14 protein-coding genes are annotated in these 17555 nt (G+C 42.4%); 3 read left to right on the top strand and 11 right to left on the bottom strand.

Annotated features, from left to right (window positions below):
* Positions 1-109 precede the first annotated feature (109 nt).
* From ACT3IB_RS00685 to ACT3IB_RS00665, 5 genes are all read right to left on the bottom strand, one after another.
* Entirely contained in the window at positions 110-1294 is a 1185-nt protein-coding gene (locus tag ACT3IB_RS00685; RefSeq protein WP_491537091.1) for a lipocalin-like domain-containing protein, read from the bottom strand.
* A gap of 10 nt (positions 1295-1304) precedes the next feature.
* Positions 1305-3851, bottom strand: a complete 2547-nt coding sequence (locus ACT3IB_RS00680) for an FtsX-like permease family protein (protein WP_491537090.1) — start codon at positions 3849-3851, stop codon at positions 1305-1307.
* On the bottom strand, positions 3851-4549 hold the full coding sequence (locus ACT3IB_RS00675; RefSeq protein WP_491537089.1) for an ABC transporter ATP-binding protein: 699 nt from the start codon (positions 4547-4549) through the stop codon (positions 3851-3853). Before ACT3IB_RS00675 ends, ACT3IB_RS00680 begins: the two co-directional genes overlap by 1 nt.
* Positions 4550-4734: 185 nt before the next feature.
* Positions 4735-5181 carry a hypothetical protein gene (locus tag ACT3IB_RS00670; RefSeq protein WP_491537088.1) on the bottom strand — a complete coding sequence of 149 codons (447 nt, stop codon included), beginning with the start codon at positions 5179-5181 and terminating at the stop codon, positions 4735-4737.
* Between the two features lie 142 nt (positions 5182-5323).
* Positions 5324-7888, bottom strand: a complete 2565-nt coding sequence (locus ACT3IB_RS00665) for a protein kinase domain-containing protein (protein ID WP_491537087.1) — start codon at positions 7886-7888, stop codon at positions 5324-5326.
* 180 nt (positions 7889-8068) lie between these two features.
* On the opposite strand from ACT3IB_RS00665, the gene ACT3IB_RS00660 reads away from it, so the two are divergent.
* Together ACT3IB_RS00660 and ACT3IB_RS00655 are read left to right on the top strand one after the other, a co-directional pair.
* Positions 8069-9346, top strand: coding sequence for a GAF domain-containing SpoIIE family protein phosphatase (locus ACT3IB_RS00660; protein WP_491537086.1), 1278 nt, complete (start codon positions 8069-8071; stop codon positions 9344-9346).
* Between the two features lie 178 nt (positions 9347-9524).
* On the top strand, positions 9525-10487 hold the full coding sequence (locus tag ACT3IB_RS00655) for a hypothetical protein (RefSeq protein ID WP_491537085.1): 963 nt from the start codon (positions 9525-9527) through the stop codon (positions 10485-10487).
* 212 nt (positions 10488-10699) lie between these two features.
* Here ACT3IB_RS00655 and nhaA read toward each other — a convergent pair whose 3' ends face one another.
* The 6 genes from nhaA to ACT3IB_RS00625 all read right to left on the bottom strand — a co-directional run bounded on the left by nhaA (position 10700) and on the right by ACT3IB_RS00625 (position 16537).
* The gene (nhaA, locus tag ACT3IB_RS00650; RefSeq protein WP_491537084.1) at positions 10700-12046 is read right to left on the bottom strand and encodes a Na+/H+ antiporter NhaA; all 1347 of its coding nucleotides are present in this window, start codon (positions 12044-12046) and stop codon (positions 10700-10702) included.
* Positions 12047-12606: 560 nt separating this feature from the next.
* Positions 12607-12930: a DUF6787 family protein gene (locus ACT3IB_RS00645; RefSeq protein WP_491537083.1), complete on the bottom strand. Its 324-nt coding sequence runs from the start codon at positions 12928-12930 to the stop codon at positions 12607-12609.
* A 73-nt stretch (positions 12931-13003) separates the two neighbouring features.
* Positions 13004-13444 carry a hypothetical protein gene (locus ACT3IB_RS00640; protein WP_491537082.1) on the bottom strand — a complete coding sequence of 147 codons (441 nt, stop codon included), beginning with the start codon at positions 13442-13444 and terminating at the stop codon, positions 13004-13006.
* A 69-nt stretch (positions 13445-13513) separates the two neighbouring features.
* Positions 13514-15247, bottom strand: a complete 1734-nt coding sequence (locus ACT3IB_RS00635; RefSeq protein WP_491537081.1) for a serine hydrolase domain-containing protein — start codon at positions 15245-15247, stop codon at positions 13514-13516.
* 11 nt (positions 15248-15258) lie between these two features.
* Positions 15259-15672, bottom strand: a complete 414-nt coding sequence (locus ACT3IB_RS00630; protein WP_491537080.1) for a hypothetical protein — start codon at positions 15670-15672, stop codon at positions 15259-15261.
* Positions 15659-16537, bottom strand: a complete 879-nt coding sequence (locus tag ACT3IB_RS00625; RefSeq protein ID WP_491537079.1) for a hypothetical protein — start codon at positions 16535-16537, stop codon at positions 15659-15661. Before ACT3IB_RS00625 ends, ACT3IB_RS00630 begins: the two co-directional genes overlap by 14 nt.
* Positions 16538-16942: 405 nt before the next feature.
* On the opposite strand from ACT3IB_RS00625, the gene ACT3IB_RS00620 reads away from it, so the two are divergent.
* Complete coding sequence (locus ACT3IB_RS00620; protein ID WP_491537078.1) at positions 16943-17530, top strand: outer membrane protein; 588 nt, start codon at positions 16943-16945, stop codon at positions 17528-17530.
* The last annotated feature ends 25 nt before the right edge of the window (positions 17531-17555 follow it).

Below are 17555 nucleotides of genomic sequence, written 5' to 3'. Positions count from 1 at the left end.
AGAAATAACTCCCTATTTTTTAACATAATAACCAATAGCATGTCAAAGATTTGACCGATTTTACCCTTACCTTTTGTAAGCAATTTCCGTAGGGACAGACGATACAGCATCAGTCATTCTCGTATCCGGTCATCTCAATAAAACCATTTCCGGTAATTTTTTCATCATTCATCTCTCCCGAAACTGATAAGGTACCTTCATAATATCGCACCGATACATTCATCTCCTGATCAGGAAAAAGTGGATTCATATTTAACGAGAGGTCGAATCTCGGAATCTCCATTTTCCATGATGAGGGATACTCCGACTTGCTATGGGGACTTTCCCAGCGGTCTAGTACTTCAATCTTCACATCACTTGGACTAATGGATATTTTTTCTCCCTCCGGACTGATCAGCGAGCCGGTCGTGAATTTACTTACCGACCCATCTTGATTACGCAACTGATAATACATCAGATCATACCCATTTGACAGCTGTATAGAGAACCAATCCCAGCCTTCTTGCCCATCATCCAAGGCCGAGGTACTCCACTCGTGGTCCATCCAGCTTGAACCCGTTACCTCGAATTGATTTCCATTTATCGTAATCGATCCGTTGGTCTGCATCCGTGAGAAAGCCAAATAATATGAAGCATTGCCCGCTCCTGCTCCCTTGCGGTCGTAGCCCTGCTCTCCCTGAAGCACTAAGGGTTTTTCCGGTCTGACATTCAAATTTATGGATGCCCCATCTTCCATAGAAGCAATAATATGTACCGGAAAGCTTTTGTCGGAGGCCTCCTCCATATCCATTCGCCTGATTTCCCAATCTTCCACCCAAATTCGATATGGGTCTGACTGTGCACCGGCCAATCCTGCGGCACCGCGACTATATCGCTCTTCAAAAATATGATCCTGATTCTGAACATCTGAAATTGCAAAATGTCCCAGGTAGAGCTGGTTGGTATTCCAAGTTTTGCCAGAGGCTAAACTGTCAGCATCTCCCTGTGGCGGATTTAACTGATTGCGAAAAATGGTAAACTGATATCCAAATTGGCGACCGTTTTCAGTAAATAAATTGCCGGTGTAATACCACCACTCCGTTTTGTATCCGGGGTGAGGTCCGTGATCTTCCGGAAATTCAAATGCCCTGGGACCGGTTGCTCGCTTGTAGCCTTCCAAATTGCCGCCCCCCATGGCCTCTGCTACCGAGACCGAGGCCTCAATTTCAGGTTCTTCATCGGAGGCATACCAAAATCCCAAACCCAACCCGATGACCAATAGAATTGCACCAATAGACCAGAAAAAGTTCTTCATAATTCTGTTGCTATTCATTACGTAAGGCATCAGCGGGATTGGATTGCGCCATCTTAAGCGACGGATAAACCCCAGCCAGCAGTGCGGCAATAATAGCCAATCCAACCGCTTGCAAAAGAAGATCCGGTGATATCATAAACTGGAGCGTCCAGCCGAACGAGCGCAGGTTAATCACATACACCAAGATATAGGCCATCAAAATGCCCAGCGGAATCGACAAAATACCGGCCATGATTCCCATAGTTCCGGTTTGAGTAATCACATAGTTCCACAGTTGTCCGGGCGTCATACCATTAGCCCTGAGAACCGCATGCTCTTTGGATCGCTCAAGCTGTAGTGCCATCAAAGCACTTAAAATCCCAATAAAAGCCACCAGCATTGCCAGCATTCGCAGAACAATCGTTACCGTAAACGTACGATCGAAAATTGCTATTGATGCCTCCCGCAATCCGCGATTTGACCGGATAAACACCTCCTGTATCCCTTCTGCTCTGTTCCTTAGCTTTTCCACCAGTTCGTCAACCTTCATTCCATCGGCGGAATACAACGCTAAGCCCGAAATGGCCTCATCATCAAAATATTGATTATACACTTCCCTATTGATGGTGATGGTTCCAATATCGGAGGCATAATCAAAATTAATGGCCTGGACCTCAAATCCTGTCTTCCCTCGATCCGTTCGGATATAAATGGAATCCCCCAGCGCCACATTATTTCTATAGGCATAAACTTCCGATACCATGACGCTGTTTTCGCTGGTGTACCGCTGCCAGAAGTTTGGAACCTCTTGCTTAAGCTGATAGGTCCGCTGGGCACTGGCTCCCTGGTCAATAGCCACCAGATTATCAGTCCCAAAATTGGTACTCACATCCACGCTTCGAACACTGTGATAATCGGCTACCCCCTGCGTCTCTTTTAGCAAATCTACTAGCTTGGGGGCCAGTTCAGCATCGGCTTTTCTCGATACAGCACTGGGCGGCTGCACATAAACATCAGCCTGAAGCTGCGCTTCCAGCCATGAAACGACTGTGGTTCGAAAACTGTCTACCATGATGCCGATCCCGACTGTTGCCGCCACGGCAACCACAAGCGCTGCAATAGCCACTGATGTCCTGCTCAATTCCGTCACAACCCCGCGGACCGACATCTTGCCGATCAGACCATTGAATTTTCCGAAAATCGGTCGAAATATTTGAGCCATGCCAACGACCAACAGCGGAATCATCAAGGAAAATCCGACAATCAAAAACAATAGTGATGAATACCCGGCGGCAATACCTCCGCCCGGGATCAGCAAAATTCCAATACCTACGAGTCCGGCGCAAAATCCGGCTCCGGCCAAAAACCAAAGGCGCCCCATTATTTTCGATTCATTGGATGAGCGTTTTAACACGGTTGAAACCTCCGCCTCTGAGGCTTCGCGCGCCGGCCAGAACGATGCAATCAATGTTGCTCCAATACCTAGCATAATTGCCTTTGCGAGTGGATATATCCCAATAGAAAGCTCCTGAACAGAAAGTACAAAGTAGAGGTCGTTAATCGATTGGGTGACCAGCTTCAGCAATACCTGGGCTAAAAAGTATCCGGATACAATTCCAATTACGGTCCCGATGAGTCCAATTAATGCCGCTTCTTTAAGAATGGTAGTAAGAATCTCGCGCTTTGTTGCACCAAGGGCCCGGAGTCGTCCGGTCAATTGACGCCGTTGTACCACTGAAAACGTCATGGTATTATAGATCAAAAACATCCCTACCAGCAGAGCCAGCATGCTTAACGCCTGCAGGTTAAACTCAAAAGCACGCGTCATTTGAGCTACTGTTTCTGATCTTGAATCAGAGCGAGTAATGGTTGCTCCAGCTGGTAGCAGTGCTTGAATTTTTGAAACTGATTTTTCGGTCTTTTCAGAAAGAATGAGATCGATGCGTGAGAGTTCGCCCCCCATATTAAATAACTGCTGAGCCGTGCTTACATCCACTACCAAAAGATTCGCCAGCGCTCGTCTGCTTCGATCATTACTGGCATCAATAGTACCAATAAGTTGTAACCTGTATGCTCGTCCCCCTACCGATAGCTCCAATGTATCGCCAACAGTAACGCCCAGATCCTCTGCCACGGTTTGGGCGACAAGTCCCGTATTCTTTCCGCTTATAAACTCAGAAAGCTCAATACCGGCCTGTTGACTGGCAAAATCACGGAATGGCCCCTCGGCCAGGGGATCAACACCCAAGATCTGAAATGTTCGGTTCAGCCCATCAATACGACCATATCCTTCAACAACCGGAGCTGATTTTCTAAATTTCCCCTCAAGTCGAATCTTCCGGTACACGTCTTCATCCAGGTTTTCGGCTGCTCCTCGTATTTGATGTGTGGCCTTGCCGGTGACAGCCTGTGTAGATAATGAGAACGCTTTTTTGGCAGAGTTGTTCGACAAGTCGATTGATACAACCACCGATACCCCAAGCGCCACCCCAAGTATAGAGAGCGCAAAATGCCAGGGATGCTTCCATAAGAAGCGCAGACTGGAAAGCCACAGTAAATTCGTGCTGGAATTGCTCATCACCCGACCGCTTCTGTACCATGTTCCACTTCATGCAAGGTACCGCCTTTCAACTCAAGCACGCGATCGGCAATTTTGCAAATATCTCGATCATGCGTAGCAATAATCATCGTTCGGCCATTTTTACGAACCAGGTCATTGAGTATGTCTAAAATATTGCGACCGGTCTCGTAATCGAGATTTCCCGTTGGCTCATCAGCTAAAATCAACATAGGCTCACTGGCCAAAGCCCGTGCAATAGCTACCCGCTGCTGCTCTCCACCAGACAGCCGATCGGGATAACTATCCGTCCGGTCTCCCAAGCCAACCTCTTCCAAAAATTGTCCGGCGATATCGTCATTACCACTGCCCTTGAGCTTTAACGGCAATAGTACATTTTCTAGAGCAGTAAGCGTAGAAATGAGATTAAATGATTGAAATACGAACCCAATATTCTTTCGCCGGAAAAGCGTGCGATTTTTTTCATCCAGCCGGGTTAAATCCGTATCGCCGATAATAACTTTCCCTGAATCAGGTTTGTCAATGCCACTCACCAAATTCAATAGCGTACTTTTACCCGAACCGGATCGCCCTAAGAGAACAATCATTTCCCCTTCTGCGATACTAAGGTTCAATTCATCCAGAACAGAGCGATTGTTATCTCCCTCCTGATAGCTTTTTGATAAATCCTTTAGCTGTATATGTACGTTTTGAGCCATGCATGTTTTTTCATTTTTGATAGTATGCCGAACAAACACAGCTCAAAATATATTGGTTCCTAAAAACAGAAGGATTTTCAAATCATTATTAGAAAACTGTTTTGTCATACAGATAGCCATGCTCTAAAACACAGGCTATAGTTTGATAATCACTTTGTAATGGCACCGCAGGTAACTTGCTACGATTAATAAATAATTAAACGGGGCGGTGAATTACCAACTACCGATTTAGTCTCAGATATAATATAAACCTCATATGGTAAAAGTCCCTGAGGGGCATCGTCTTTGAGTGTAAGACGTAGCTTCTTATTGTTTAATATTTTCTGAGTACGCCCATCCGCAAACATATTCTCTTCGTACTCAAAATAGTTTTCCACGTCTTCGGAAAAGATAAAAACCAAGTCGGAACCCTTAGCCTGCCAGTTTATAACATCACCTCTCTCAACACTTAAGGTTCCTTTATTTCTGCCCTCATTATCCCGCACACGCCAAGCGCCATCCTCACTTTTCTCAATTTTAACATTAAACGTTCGTAGCATTCCATCTATACTTTCGGTATGGAAAACAAAACCAACAGTTGCGAAACTGAACACTGCTAAAGCAAAAAATAAAATTATCTTGTTAGTGGTCATGGGTCTGTACTTTTTGTTTTTCGTTATCCTGATGAAATCAGGTTTTTGGTAAAATTAGTTTTCTATTTGGTGATATTTTTGTGCTCCCTCTATATTTGTCCAATTAGTAATATCAGCAGGTCAACATTTATTAGGACAGTAATCACTCTTCATAGTCTTTAATCATTTCTTTAAACCTGGCGTCTTTAACCATACTATATAGTTCAGGCTGATTTATAATATTCGATACAGGATACCCCTTTCTAATTGCCTGCTCAATCCACTCCAATGCTTTTTCCCGATTACCCATCCGTTCGTAAGCAGCACTGGTGTAAAACAGTATTTCGTTATTATTGGAATCTAATGCTAAAGAACGTTGGAGATACTCTAAGGCCATTCTGTTTTCTCCAATATCAGCATAATAAGATCCCAAATTATTAAGAATGCTAACCTCATTCGGATTCACCTCTAGCTGTTTCTTAGCAACGTCAATAGCCTTTTTGTAATAACTAATGGCCAAATCATCATTGCCGATAGCCTCATGAGCTGAGGCAATATTTCCCAAAACAGTATAAGAACTGGAATTCAGTTCATAAGCGGTGCTATACCAGTGAATTGCTTCACTGTAATCCCCCATAAAATAATACGCAACACCAAGATTTGAAGCGGCAAAATAGGTCTCCCTAATACTCATGGATTGCTCTAAAAAATTAATGGCCAACTCAAAGTTTTCCCGATAAATATTTATGACCCCAAGCCCCGATAGGCCAATATAATTTTCAGGGGTCAACGCCAGTACCTGCTGATATTGCTCTTCCGCTTTATTAATGTCTCCCCGATATCGTAAATAAAAATTACCTAAATCACTGTACCCCCTCCAATAATCCGGTTTTAGCTTAATGGCCACCATATAATTTGCTTCGGCTTTATCTAATTCCCCTTTTTCGACATAGGTACCGGCCAATTGCCGAAAAGCCATGGCATTATAGGGTTCACGGGTAATTACTTCTTGAAAATTCTCAATAGCCTGATCGTAATCACCGGTCCCTCGGTTTATCAAGCCGAGGGTTGAAATTACTTGTACCAAATCGCTGTCAATTTTCATTGCTTTTGCCAAGGCGTTCTTTGCCTGCTCAACATACTCTACTTCTTCGGTATCATAATATTTACGCCAAAATGCTTCTCCCAATGCAGCATACGCTAGAGCATGATCAGCATCTTCGTCAACGGCCTGCTGAAAATGATTTATTGCTTTATCCAGATTGTCACCTTTTTCATACCGTAAAAGATACCCCTGACCTTCTATATAGTGCTGCGAACTACGGTTATTATAATTTCCTTTTATTACAACTTCTGTTACTTCAGGCTGCAATTCAATATTCAGCATATCCAACAACTCCTCAAACACGCGGTTCTGTAACACAGCAATGCTATTGTCTTCGCTATTGATTTCGCGGGACATCAATTGTCGCAGTGATTTTGTATCAATCAGATTCATCGTCAACTGGATTCGATCTTCGAACTTCTGTATGCTACCGGTTACTGCCAAATTCACCGAGTAATCCCGTCGGGCCTGACCGGGAGATGTAACCCCTTCTTGAATAATTTCACTAGCAGAAATAACCCATAGGGCTCCCTTATAATTGCTTACCTGGGTGAGCCTGCTCGTTACATTCATCATCAATCCATCGGAGAGTGCTTCCAGCTCTTCGGAAGGGGCACTAATATTCTTGAATGGTAAAATTGCCATTCCCCGTTCTTCAGGCAAAGACATACCTTCCGAGCTCTCCCAGCCAAAATATAGCCTGATTGGTAAAAAAATTATGAGAAGTAACAGCAGCACTACAGGCAAGGTTACATAGAGATATCTCCCCAACTTTGGATTGAAGACCTTCTCCTTGTGCCCAACGGACTCGGTCATTTTTGGGGATGTCTCGTCTAAATCATGCAAAACTTCTCCAAAGTCCTGATATCGAACGTCCGGATCTTTTTTCAAACACTGTTCAATAACAGCTTCAATTTCTTTTGGTATAGCTGCATTTATTTCGGAAGCTGCAACGGGTTCTTCTTCAGTAATCGCATACATGATTGCTGCTTCGTAAATCCCCTGAAAAGGAAGCAATTCCGTAAAAAGCTCATAGAGAACGACCCCGTATGCCCAAATGTCTGATCGTTTATCAACCTGGTTATTTTTAAGCTGTTCGGGTGACATATAAGAAACGGTCCCTATAGTGGTACCGGTCTTGGTGATTTGCGGAGCCCCTTCTATTCGAGCCAGGCCAAAATCCATAATTTTGACGTTGTTTTCGGCATCCAGCATGATGTTCCCGGACTTAATATCCCGATGGATAATGCCATTATTCTGGGCAGCTTGTAACCCCTCGGCTATCTGTACAGCTATTGATTTTTTTTCTTCAAGGCTAAAGGTATCCTCTTTTATGGCCTTTCTTAGCTCTTTTCCTTTGATGAATTCCATCACGATAAATACTTCATCGCCGACTTCCTCAATGGCATACACTTGGGCAATATGGGGATGATTGAGGGAAGCAGCGGCTCGGGCCTCCTGCATAAACCGCTCCTTTTCAACTGAGTCCGCTGAAATACGCCTCGACAGAAATTTAAGAGCAACCTTCCGATTCAGCTTCGTGTCATGGGCAAGATAAACCACACCCATTCCACCTTCGCCGAGCTTTTCAATCACATCGTAGTGTAAAAAAGAATTTATCATCACGGAGAAAGCGCTAACTCTCTAACCCCTCCTTATTTAAATAATTAATACTATTAATAATTAATATATTATATTATTAGTATTAATAATAAGTTTTATAAAATATTTAGGTATATTTTCATGGTGTTTTTTGTCCTTTATCATGTAAGTGATATTCCTATCTACAATTACTAAATGCCTATGCACCCGTCCATATCGGATGAGACCCGCAGCCTTCAACTGGCTGTAAACGAATTGCGCATTTTAAATGATATCGCTACAACGATATCATCTATCCAGCCTGTTGATAAAATTATCGACCAAATTGTCTTTAAGTGCATAAAACATCTTGGAGTTGAAGAAGGGACAGTCAGCTTACTTGAAGTGGATACCCCTGAAAAGGAATTTCATACGATGGTAAGACATTATGATTCCTCTGTTGAAAAAGTACCCATTAAACTGGATGACCACCTCAAAGGATGGATGTTAAAAAAACAGTCCATTTTATTAAGTAACGATATTTTGAAAGATGAGCGGTTTAGCTTTCTCCAAAAGACTTCATTTTCGTTCCGCTCCATCCTTAGCGCACCCCTTATGATAAAAGGGGATCTCATCGGCTATCTGGCCGTGTTTAATAAAAAAGATGGGGCTCCATTCTCTGATGAAGATCGCCGACTTATCTCAATTATCGCATCACAGTCAGCTCAAGTAATAGAAAATGCCCGACTATACGAAGAAGAAAAAGCTTTTTTGAGTTTGCAGGAAGAAATGAGAATGGCCCGCGATATTCAGCTGCATCTGCTTCCGGATTCAACTCCTGAAATTGAAGGGTTTCAAATAAGTACCGCTAACATGCCGGCTAAATCTGTCGGGGGCGACTACTTTGATTTTATCAGCTTATCAAACAATAAGCTTGGGTTTTGTGTGGGGGATATAACAGGAAAAGGCATGCCCGCCGCGATGTTGATGGCTAACTTACAGGCAACACTCCGCAGCCATGCGATCATGTACGAAGATTGTGTTAAGTGCATGTATGGAACAAATAATCTTCTTTACAGGAGTATAGATTCCACCAAATTTGCCACATTATTTTACGGCATTCTGGATCAAAAAAATGCTACCATCCAATATTCTAATGGCGGCCACGATGCCCCGCTTCTTATCCGAAATAATGAAGAAGCCATTCATCTTGATTCAACGGGATTGCTTTTAGGAGTTATGAAAGAATCGGAATATGAAATGCAAACCCTATTACTTCAGCCGGGTGATTTACTACTGATATACTCCGATGGAATTACGGAAGCCATGAACCCCAAAAAGGAAGAATACGGCGTAGAACGATTGGAAGAACAGGCTATTTGTAATAGTAGATTTTCATCCGAGGAAACATTAGATGCCATTTTACAGGATGTTCAGAAACATGCTGATGGAACCCCTCAGAGTGATGATATCACCCTCATGGTTATAAAAAGAGTATAAGTAAATGTATGTTTGGCCGACTATAAAGGGCTGCTTTAAACAGGTAGAAATTTAATTACACTATTTAGGATATAGTACAAGGTAAATTGATCAATACTAAAATTATTACGTTCAACTACCCAATTATTAAATAGCCAGTTTACTTAAATCAATAGAGCACAAATAATAGAGTGGGGATATGATGGAATCACTATCAAAGATCATAGTGGGAATTGTAGTAATGCTGGGTGCATTTGCTTGTTCCAACGACCGAGAAAAAGATAACGCTACGTCAAACCAACAACCGACTTTGGTTGAAGTCAGTGCCATTTACGATGCTGAAAATGACCGACACTTATTTCAAACCCAGATAGACACCATACCGGCAGGTTGGACAACATTTCGCTTTACAAACAAAAGCCCGATGGTTCATTTTCTATTTTTTGACTACCTGCCGGGCGATAGAACTAGTGAGGATTTATTGAAAGAAGTGAGTCCCATTTTCCAGGAATCTTCTTATCTAACCTTGGAAGGAAAACAGGACGAGGCCATGGCTGTGTTTTCCAAACTGCCGGATTGGTTCAGCGAAATTGTCTCCCGTGGCGGTGCGGGATTTGTATCTCCCGGAAAAACTACCGAGACTACTCTTTTTATGAAATCGGGCAATTACGCTATGGAGTGTTATATCAAAAGTGCTGACGGTACCTTTCATTGGAAAAAAGGCATGATGAGAGACCTCTATGTTACTGTTGACACAACCGATGCAATACCACCGCAGTCTGCAACCATTGAGATAACAACAACCGACGAAGGATTGAATATTCAGGGAGAAGCAACACCGGGCAAACACCTGATCAAAGTTAATTTCAATGAAGAAAATCCTGCTATGGTTGGCCGAGACGTTCACGTTGCGGAATTAAGTAATACTGACAGCCTTGAAAGAATCGCTGCCTGGATGGATTTTAATAAAGCTGAGGGACTTATTTCAACGACTGAAAATGTAGCACCAACGACTTTTATCGGGGGAACGCATGAAATGCCCAAAGGTAATACAGCCTATTTCACCCTTGATTTAGTTCCCGGTCGCTACGCCTGGATTTCCGAGCAGCCGGTAAATAAAACAACCATTCAGGAATTTTCTATAGCTCCACAACCCGAATAAGCACTACTGGAATTTATAAAAGAGTTTTTTATCGGTCCGATTAAACCAATTTCAGGCTGATCACTCTGATTATAAGTAGAGAATATTGCGAATTCATCAAGAAAAGCAATATGGATTATTCTCTATCTATACTTTTATGCCGGTTCATTTTCAATAGTTTTTAAACCTTACTTGTCAGATATAGATATAAAACAGTAAGAGCACTAAAAAATTTATTGAACCTTCTGCTGTTCGGGCACATCAAACTCAGGTTGTGAATCTCGACTATATGCAGGTCTCCTTTTGAGTAACAGATAACCACCGATACCACTAATTATTGATCCAGCTAAAATACCCACCTTCGAAAATTCCAGTAGTGACTCGTTATCAAAGGATAGGTTGGCAATAAAAAGAGACATTGTAAAACCAATTCCCCCCAACAATGCTAAACCATATACTACTTTCCACGTCTCTTTATTGTCGGCCAGCGGGGATAAATTCAATTTTGTCATCAACCAGGTAGCACTGAAAATCCCAATCTGCTTACCGATAAATAATCCTGCAATAATTCCCCAAGTAAGCGTCGAAGCAAAAGCATCAGCCATTATTTGCGGATTGAATACAACCCCGGCATTCGAGAATGCGAAAAGCGGCATAATCACAAAATATACCGGGGTGTGCAACTTGTGCTCCAACCGGTGTAATGGTGACTCTGCCTGGTTAATCGTGGTATCCATATGGTGAAGAGCCTGCTCCTTACTAACCGGCAAGTCCTTATCGGCCGCCTGTTCAAATAATTCAAATCCCTCTCGGGCATACTCCTTAAGACGTTGGACACTCCAGCCGCGAGCCGCCGGGATCGTAAAGCCAAGTACCACGCCTGCAATGGTTGCATGGACGCCCGATTCCAGAACCGCCCACCACATCACAATTCCAATAATCAGATAAGGCGACAGTTTATTGACGTTTCGATAATTCATCAGTAATAAAACCACAAGACATACCGTAGCAATACCCAAAGCAAACATGCTTATGTGATCGGTATAAAATATGGCAATAACCATTACTGCTATCAGATCGTCTACAACTGCTATGGTGGTAACAAATACTTTGGCCCAAACCGGAACTCTTGAGCCCAGTACCGCCATCACTCCAATAACGAAAGCAATGTCTGTAGCCATCGGTATTGCCCATCCATTCATGTAGGCCGATCCTCCGTTAAAAGTCCAGAAAATTAATGCCGGAAGAGCCGCACCGCATACCGCTGCAATAACCGGAAGCAAGGCCGACTGCACCGACGAAAGCTCTCCGTATTTAAGCTCACGTTTAATTTCCAGCCCCACTAACAGGAAAAATATGGCCATCAACCCATCATTAATCCATGCGTGTACGGAGTGATCAATGCTCAGTGAAGAAAAGTCGATTGAAATGTGTAACTCCATCAAATGATGGTAAAGCTCGCTAATCGGGCTATTGGCTACCACTAATGCTGCAACAGTGGCAAACAATAACATCAGTCCTGCAGCTGAATCTTTTTTTAAAAAATTTTCTAATGATTTTTTTATCGTTTGTTCTTTCACTTTGCTTTCCAATTAAGTTAATAGTTATTCAATTTCTATTTCCTTTGTACTTTGAATGCCCCAGATACACGTTTCGCGATAACTAAGTAACACAATTACGTCAGGGCTAAAGATCCTGTTAACATAAATACGACCAATATTTGGGTCGAAATGATAACTGCATGTGGGAGATTATTTTTATGATATACAATGATATTGTAATCGTAGGTTAGTAATTGAAAGCCTTCAAATGCTACAAAAAACCAACTCCTCTGCATTGATCGTACTTCCAATCCCCATATCAACGATTGGATACACCTTTTTAGGACTCACATTTACAAATCCAATACTATCCAAGCCGGTGAGAATCAAGATTCTCGTACAGACCAGCATATCTTCTGAAATACCGGACTTCCTCACACCGGAAAGATTGAGTCCTGAAATTAATACTATTATGGTACTACCCCGTAAGGTTTTAGGCCCTGTTCCAAATCCAAATAACCGCCCGGCATAGGCGCCAAAAGCAAACGCTTGTTTTTGGATGACATTACTACCTCAACTTTAGTTATCCTCACATCTATTTATTGTAATGGATTAATTTTTCCTGCCAGATACTTCAAACGATCGATATTCTTTTTCACAAACTCCCATGCAAATTCAAACTGTCCCAGTAAGGTGCCATACAATAAAAACAGTAACTGATACGATGGCACGACAACCAAAAGCCAGACTATGGCTTCTTCCCAAAAGGGTGTTTGCCCGCTAAAGCCCAACCATGCAAACGCTATTTTGCGAACATACAGGACCGACATCCCTGAGATAGAAAAAATAAACAGAATCAGCAGAAATTGACGATTGTTATCAATATCCCACCGTTCTTTCAGCTTGTTAAATAAAGTCTTCATATAACCAGTTCTTCTTGCAAGATTTAAGGGGGCAGCTCCCCACTATTCACTTAGCCAGACAAATAGCAAATTTCTAATGCAAGAAGACTACTGTAGAAAGGAGTGTCAGCGATAACTTTTTTATTGGGATATATTTCAATCCAGATTTACTGATAAGAGGCTCGTTGATCAACGTCGGTACCGAACGTTCCATAGTCCGATAAACCGTCGTCCAATCGCTTTTTTTATTCTCTGTATTCTGTTCATTCTCAACGGCAATAAATAATGAAAATGGTAATCGATGATCCGAAGATCGGGATGTATAAAGAATAGACTGGGGTTTTTGCCCTGTTGCCAAGAAACAACGTGAGTCACCGGGAGAAGATTGATATTGATGGGTTTCCTGAACTTGACTTGAAAGAGCAGTACTCGCACTTTGTGGAGCGTTCTCTTTAAACTGCATCCCCAAAAGGAGAAACAGAATAAATGCAATCCCAAAAAATGAAAGGCAATATGTCTGTTTGGCTTTTTGCATATAAAATGACTAACCAAATTAGCAATAAACTCGGAATGATAAAAGTAAGAATGGCGCGCTGTTAAATATCTATGAGTTATTATTTTTCATTCGACAAACCGGCAAAGCGGCCGAAAGCAGTAATACTCCAGAAAGCCCTAGCAATGCCCACCCCAGCCAAACAGCTCCCATTGGAAATATGGAGCTCATAAACAAGTAATCTTGAACTGAGGCCCAACTCAGAATTGCAATTATTCCTATACTTATTAAAAACTCAATAATTCTAACGAGGGAAGCGTCCTCACTTCCCAAAGTCAATTTACGCCTTCCTGCAAGAAATCCACTCACCATTTCTCCCATGCGCCAAAAAGTGATTAGTAAGATAAGGCCAATAAAAAATCGAAGCCCCATATTGGCATAGGTAATCCGACTAAACTTTACCGGTCCATAACCGCTCCATTGCGACCAGTCAGCGAGAATTTGAGCCATTAACGGCCAGCTGCGTTGACTGTTGGTTAAAATGACGATCCCATCCCCACGCTCAGGAATAGAATGGAAATGGGTCATCCATCCGAGTCCCTGTCCACCGTGCCAAACAGCTTTATCACCGTTCGGCAAAGTTTCAATAAAATGTCCCATCCCATAATTGTCAGCTACAAAACCGAACATCCCTGATATTGGAATTTGGGGTTCGTAAAGCTCCTCAATACTCTCTTGAGAAAGAACCGGGTAAGCAGACTGTTTCCTAAAACCTGAGGCAATAAAGGTCCCAATATCTTCCAGCGTTGAAAATAATCCGCCACTGGCCCTGTATGGATAGCGGTAAACAGAAACGGTATTGCCGTTCAAATCGTATCCCAATGGTACTTTTGGAACTATTTCGTTATCCAGCTCAAAACTCGAGTGATTCATCCCAAGAGGAATCAGGATTTCTTTCTCCATATATTCGGCAAAATCCATACCGGTAACCTCTTGAATGATCAGTTCCAACAAAGCATATCCAACATTTGAATATGCAAAAGCAGTCCCCGGCTGATGAATCAAACGCAGTCCCTCATTGGAGAGACTTTCTGTCAATGAAGGAATACTGTCAGAGGGTGCATAATGCACTCCCAGCTTGCCCAGCGGTACGCCTGCACTATTGCTGAGCAATCTTCGTACGGTTACTTTTTGATCCGAAAATTCAGATTCCGGCAATGTCCAGGAATCAAGATATTTGGACAGAGGATCGTCCAGTCTAACTTGCCCCTCTTCCACCAATTTCATCACGCCCCAGGCCGTGACCGATTTCGAAATGGAATGAGCCATTATGATTGATTCGATGGTCAGCTGCTGCTGTTTCTGTCGATCAGCGTATCCATAAGCTTTACTCCACTGCTTTTTACCGTCTTTTAGGATCAGGATACTAACCCCGGGAATTGAATAATCTTCCATCAACGTTGAAACCCGTCGGTCGAGATGTTCAGCAAATTGGCGTTGACTTAAATCAACAATACTATAGTTTTCTGATCTTTGATTTCCAGATCCCAGTAATGTAGCTACAATCATAACAACATTAGCTATGGTGCCAGACTTGGCGTCACTCCAGGAAAGCATTATTAGGAACTGCGATATAATAACGGCTACGATGCCTGTCATACGCCATGACTCCTTATCCAGATAGAACAGCTCGGCTGTGACAAGGAACACAACAGCTGCCAGCAACCAACATATTCCGGCTGTTTTAGATATTTGCTCCTTCAACTGATCAACCTGCGCTAATTCAAACGCTTTTACAAACCCCAATAAATGGATCAATCCATGAAGAACTATTACGATTAACATGGCGATTTTGATCATGGTTTAGCTGAAGACATTTGAGATAAAATTAATAAGGCGATCCCTGTTAAACCGTAAATGAGTTGCAGGGGTGGTTCGGAATGGTAGCCGACCATCACAACCTCCACTCCTATCCAAATCAGGAGCGCAATACTCACCAGAAAAGACCCGGACAATGACCATGATTTTCTTTTCCACAAACCATAACACACAACTAACGGGAATACCCCCAATACTAAAAGGAGAATAAGTCCCGGAATGAAATACGTATTAAACGGTGATCCCTCCAGCATACTTAACGGCATCTGTAATAGTCCCCCGGTTGAATCCCAGACTAAAGCAAGACCGCCAAACAATCCGCTTATCCCCTGAAAAAGGAGTAACCCCAACAGCCCATGTTGACTTTTAGATCTAGATTTAGGCGAATTCATTATCAACCTCCTTGATATTTTTAAGGATAAGAAAAGTACAGGTTATCGATATCAATCCCACCAGAGAAATAATGAAAATAGCTGGTATCACATTTTGCCCCAGCAAACCCATAGCAATCACTTTGGTCGTCAGGGCGGTCATCAATATCGATAGAAAAACAAAGTAAACCGGTGCCAGCAGGTAGCCCATCGGTTTTTTCTTCATAAACAACAAACCCGCTACAAATGACAGTGGCAGCAGAAGACCGAGATCCAATCCCTGTACAATTAAGGTAGTATAATGTTCCACCTGCTCAGGAATGATAGTTCCATTCAGTAAGGGAGGTACCACAATCCCGAGCCACATTAAGCCAATGGTCAGGCTGTTGAAAATAAGAAAGCCGCCGGTGGATCTGACCGGTGTTAATGGCTCAAAGTGGCCTGCAATATTATCCCATCCTATAGCAAATAATGTCTGTGCCAAAGCAAAAAATGAAGTACCTAGCAAAGCTGCATACACTAAGAACAAAAGGTTGTACATGCCCATTACGAGATAAAACAAATAGGTTACCATAAAGTAGCTTAGCGTACCCGCCAGTAGAAAACGACCTTTCATAGAACCATTTCGCGCCCATATAAGAGCTATAAAAAGCAGCGGCACAGCCACAAAAAGTGTTACATAATCCTGGGCAATGCCCTGAGGAGCAACATCAATAGACATATGCTTATAGATACCCTTGCCGTAAACGGTCACCTGATCTCCGCGTACCGTTTCTACCTGATAGGCGCCCGGCCCACCCGTCGAAAAAATTCCCGTGGATGCGGCAATGACCGACAACAGCATAATCACTACGGACAGAATAGTTACCGATTTTTTATATCTCATAATAAACCTCCTGACTACTTTCTCTGCATAACAACATTACATGCAGCTCAGGTGTAGTATTCAGAATGAAATAATCGTACCAAATTGTACTTGTCCTTATCCATTATTAAGTCACACATTCACATCATTCTAACAGTTTCTAATCGGTCACAAAGCCCTGTAGAAAGGGGTAACATATTTCTTTTTAAAAAAGGTATTGCAAAACTGCGAAAAACAATTAGTTAAAAGTCGCAATATTGCACTAAAGATTGATATTTAAATGCCGATAACCCACTAATTCCACTGCTTTCGAATTGTTTCAGTATGTCTTTTGGGCATACAAATTGCATTCTCTTGTTATAGGTATTTACCTCGTCTGAGCTGAATATATTATGCTCGATGGGATCATCTTAAAGAAGAATTATTATGAAAAAACTAATAACCACATTATCAATTATTGGAATAGTGTTTACACTATCGCTTCAAACAGTTCATGCTCAAAGCAACCTGAGTTGGGAGATTCGCGCAGGTGTTGACTTAGCTACACAGGATTTAGGCGATGCTAATTTAAATACAGGTTTCGGCTTTGACGGTATACTCACCTATCAATTCATGGAACATACTTCTGTTTTTGGAGGGTGGGGATGGCATCGTTTTACTTCGGATGAGTCCTTTGCCGGATCAAACATGGATTTTGAAGAAACGGGATATACTTTTGGGTTAGAATTTTTACATCCGTTGGGTAACACCTCTATGGACTTTTATATCCGAGGCGGAGGTATCTATAATCATATCGAAGTCGAAAGCAGTGACGGTGATATCACCGCCGATTCCGATCATGGACTGGGATGGCAAGCAGAAGCGGGATTAGCATTTAACCTCGGCAATAAATGGACGCTGAAACCCGGTGTTCGATATCGATCGTTATCTCGAGATATAGAAGTTGGAAATACAACTACAGATATTGATTTGACATACTTCAACCTTGCTGTAGGTATTACAAGATCATTCTAATTTTAACTATTTACCGGGAGCCTTT

The sequence above is a fragment of the Fodinibius sp. GM21 genome (assembly GCF_058386955.1).
The sequence above is the reverse complement of the archived record's forward strand: the minus strand, read 5'-3'. Positions and strand labels throughout refer to the sequence as shown.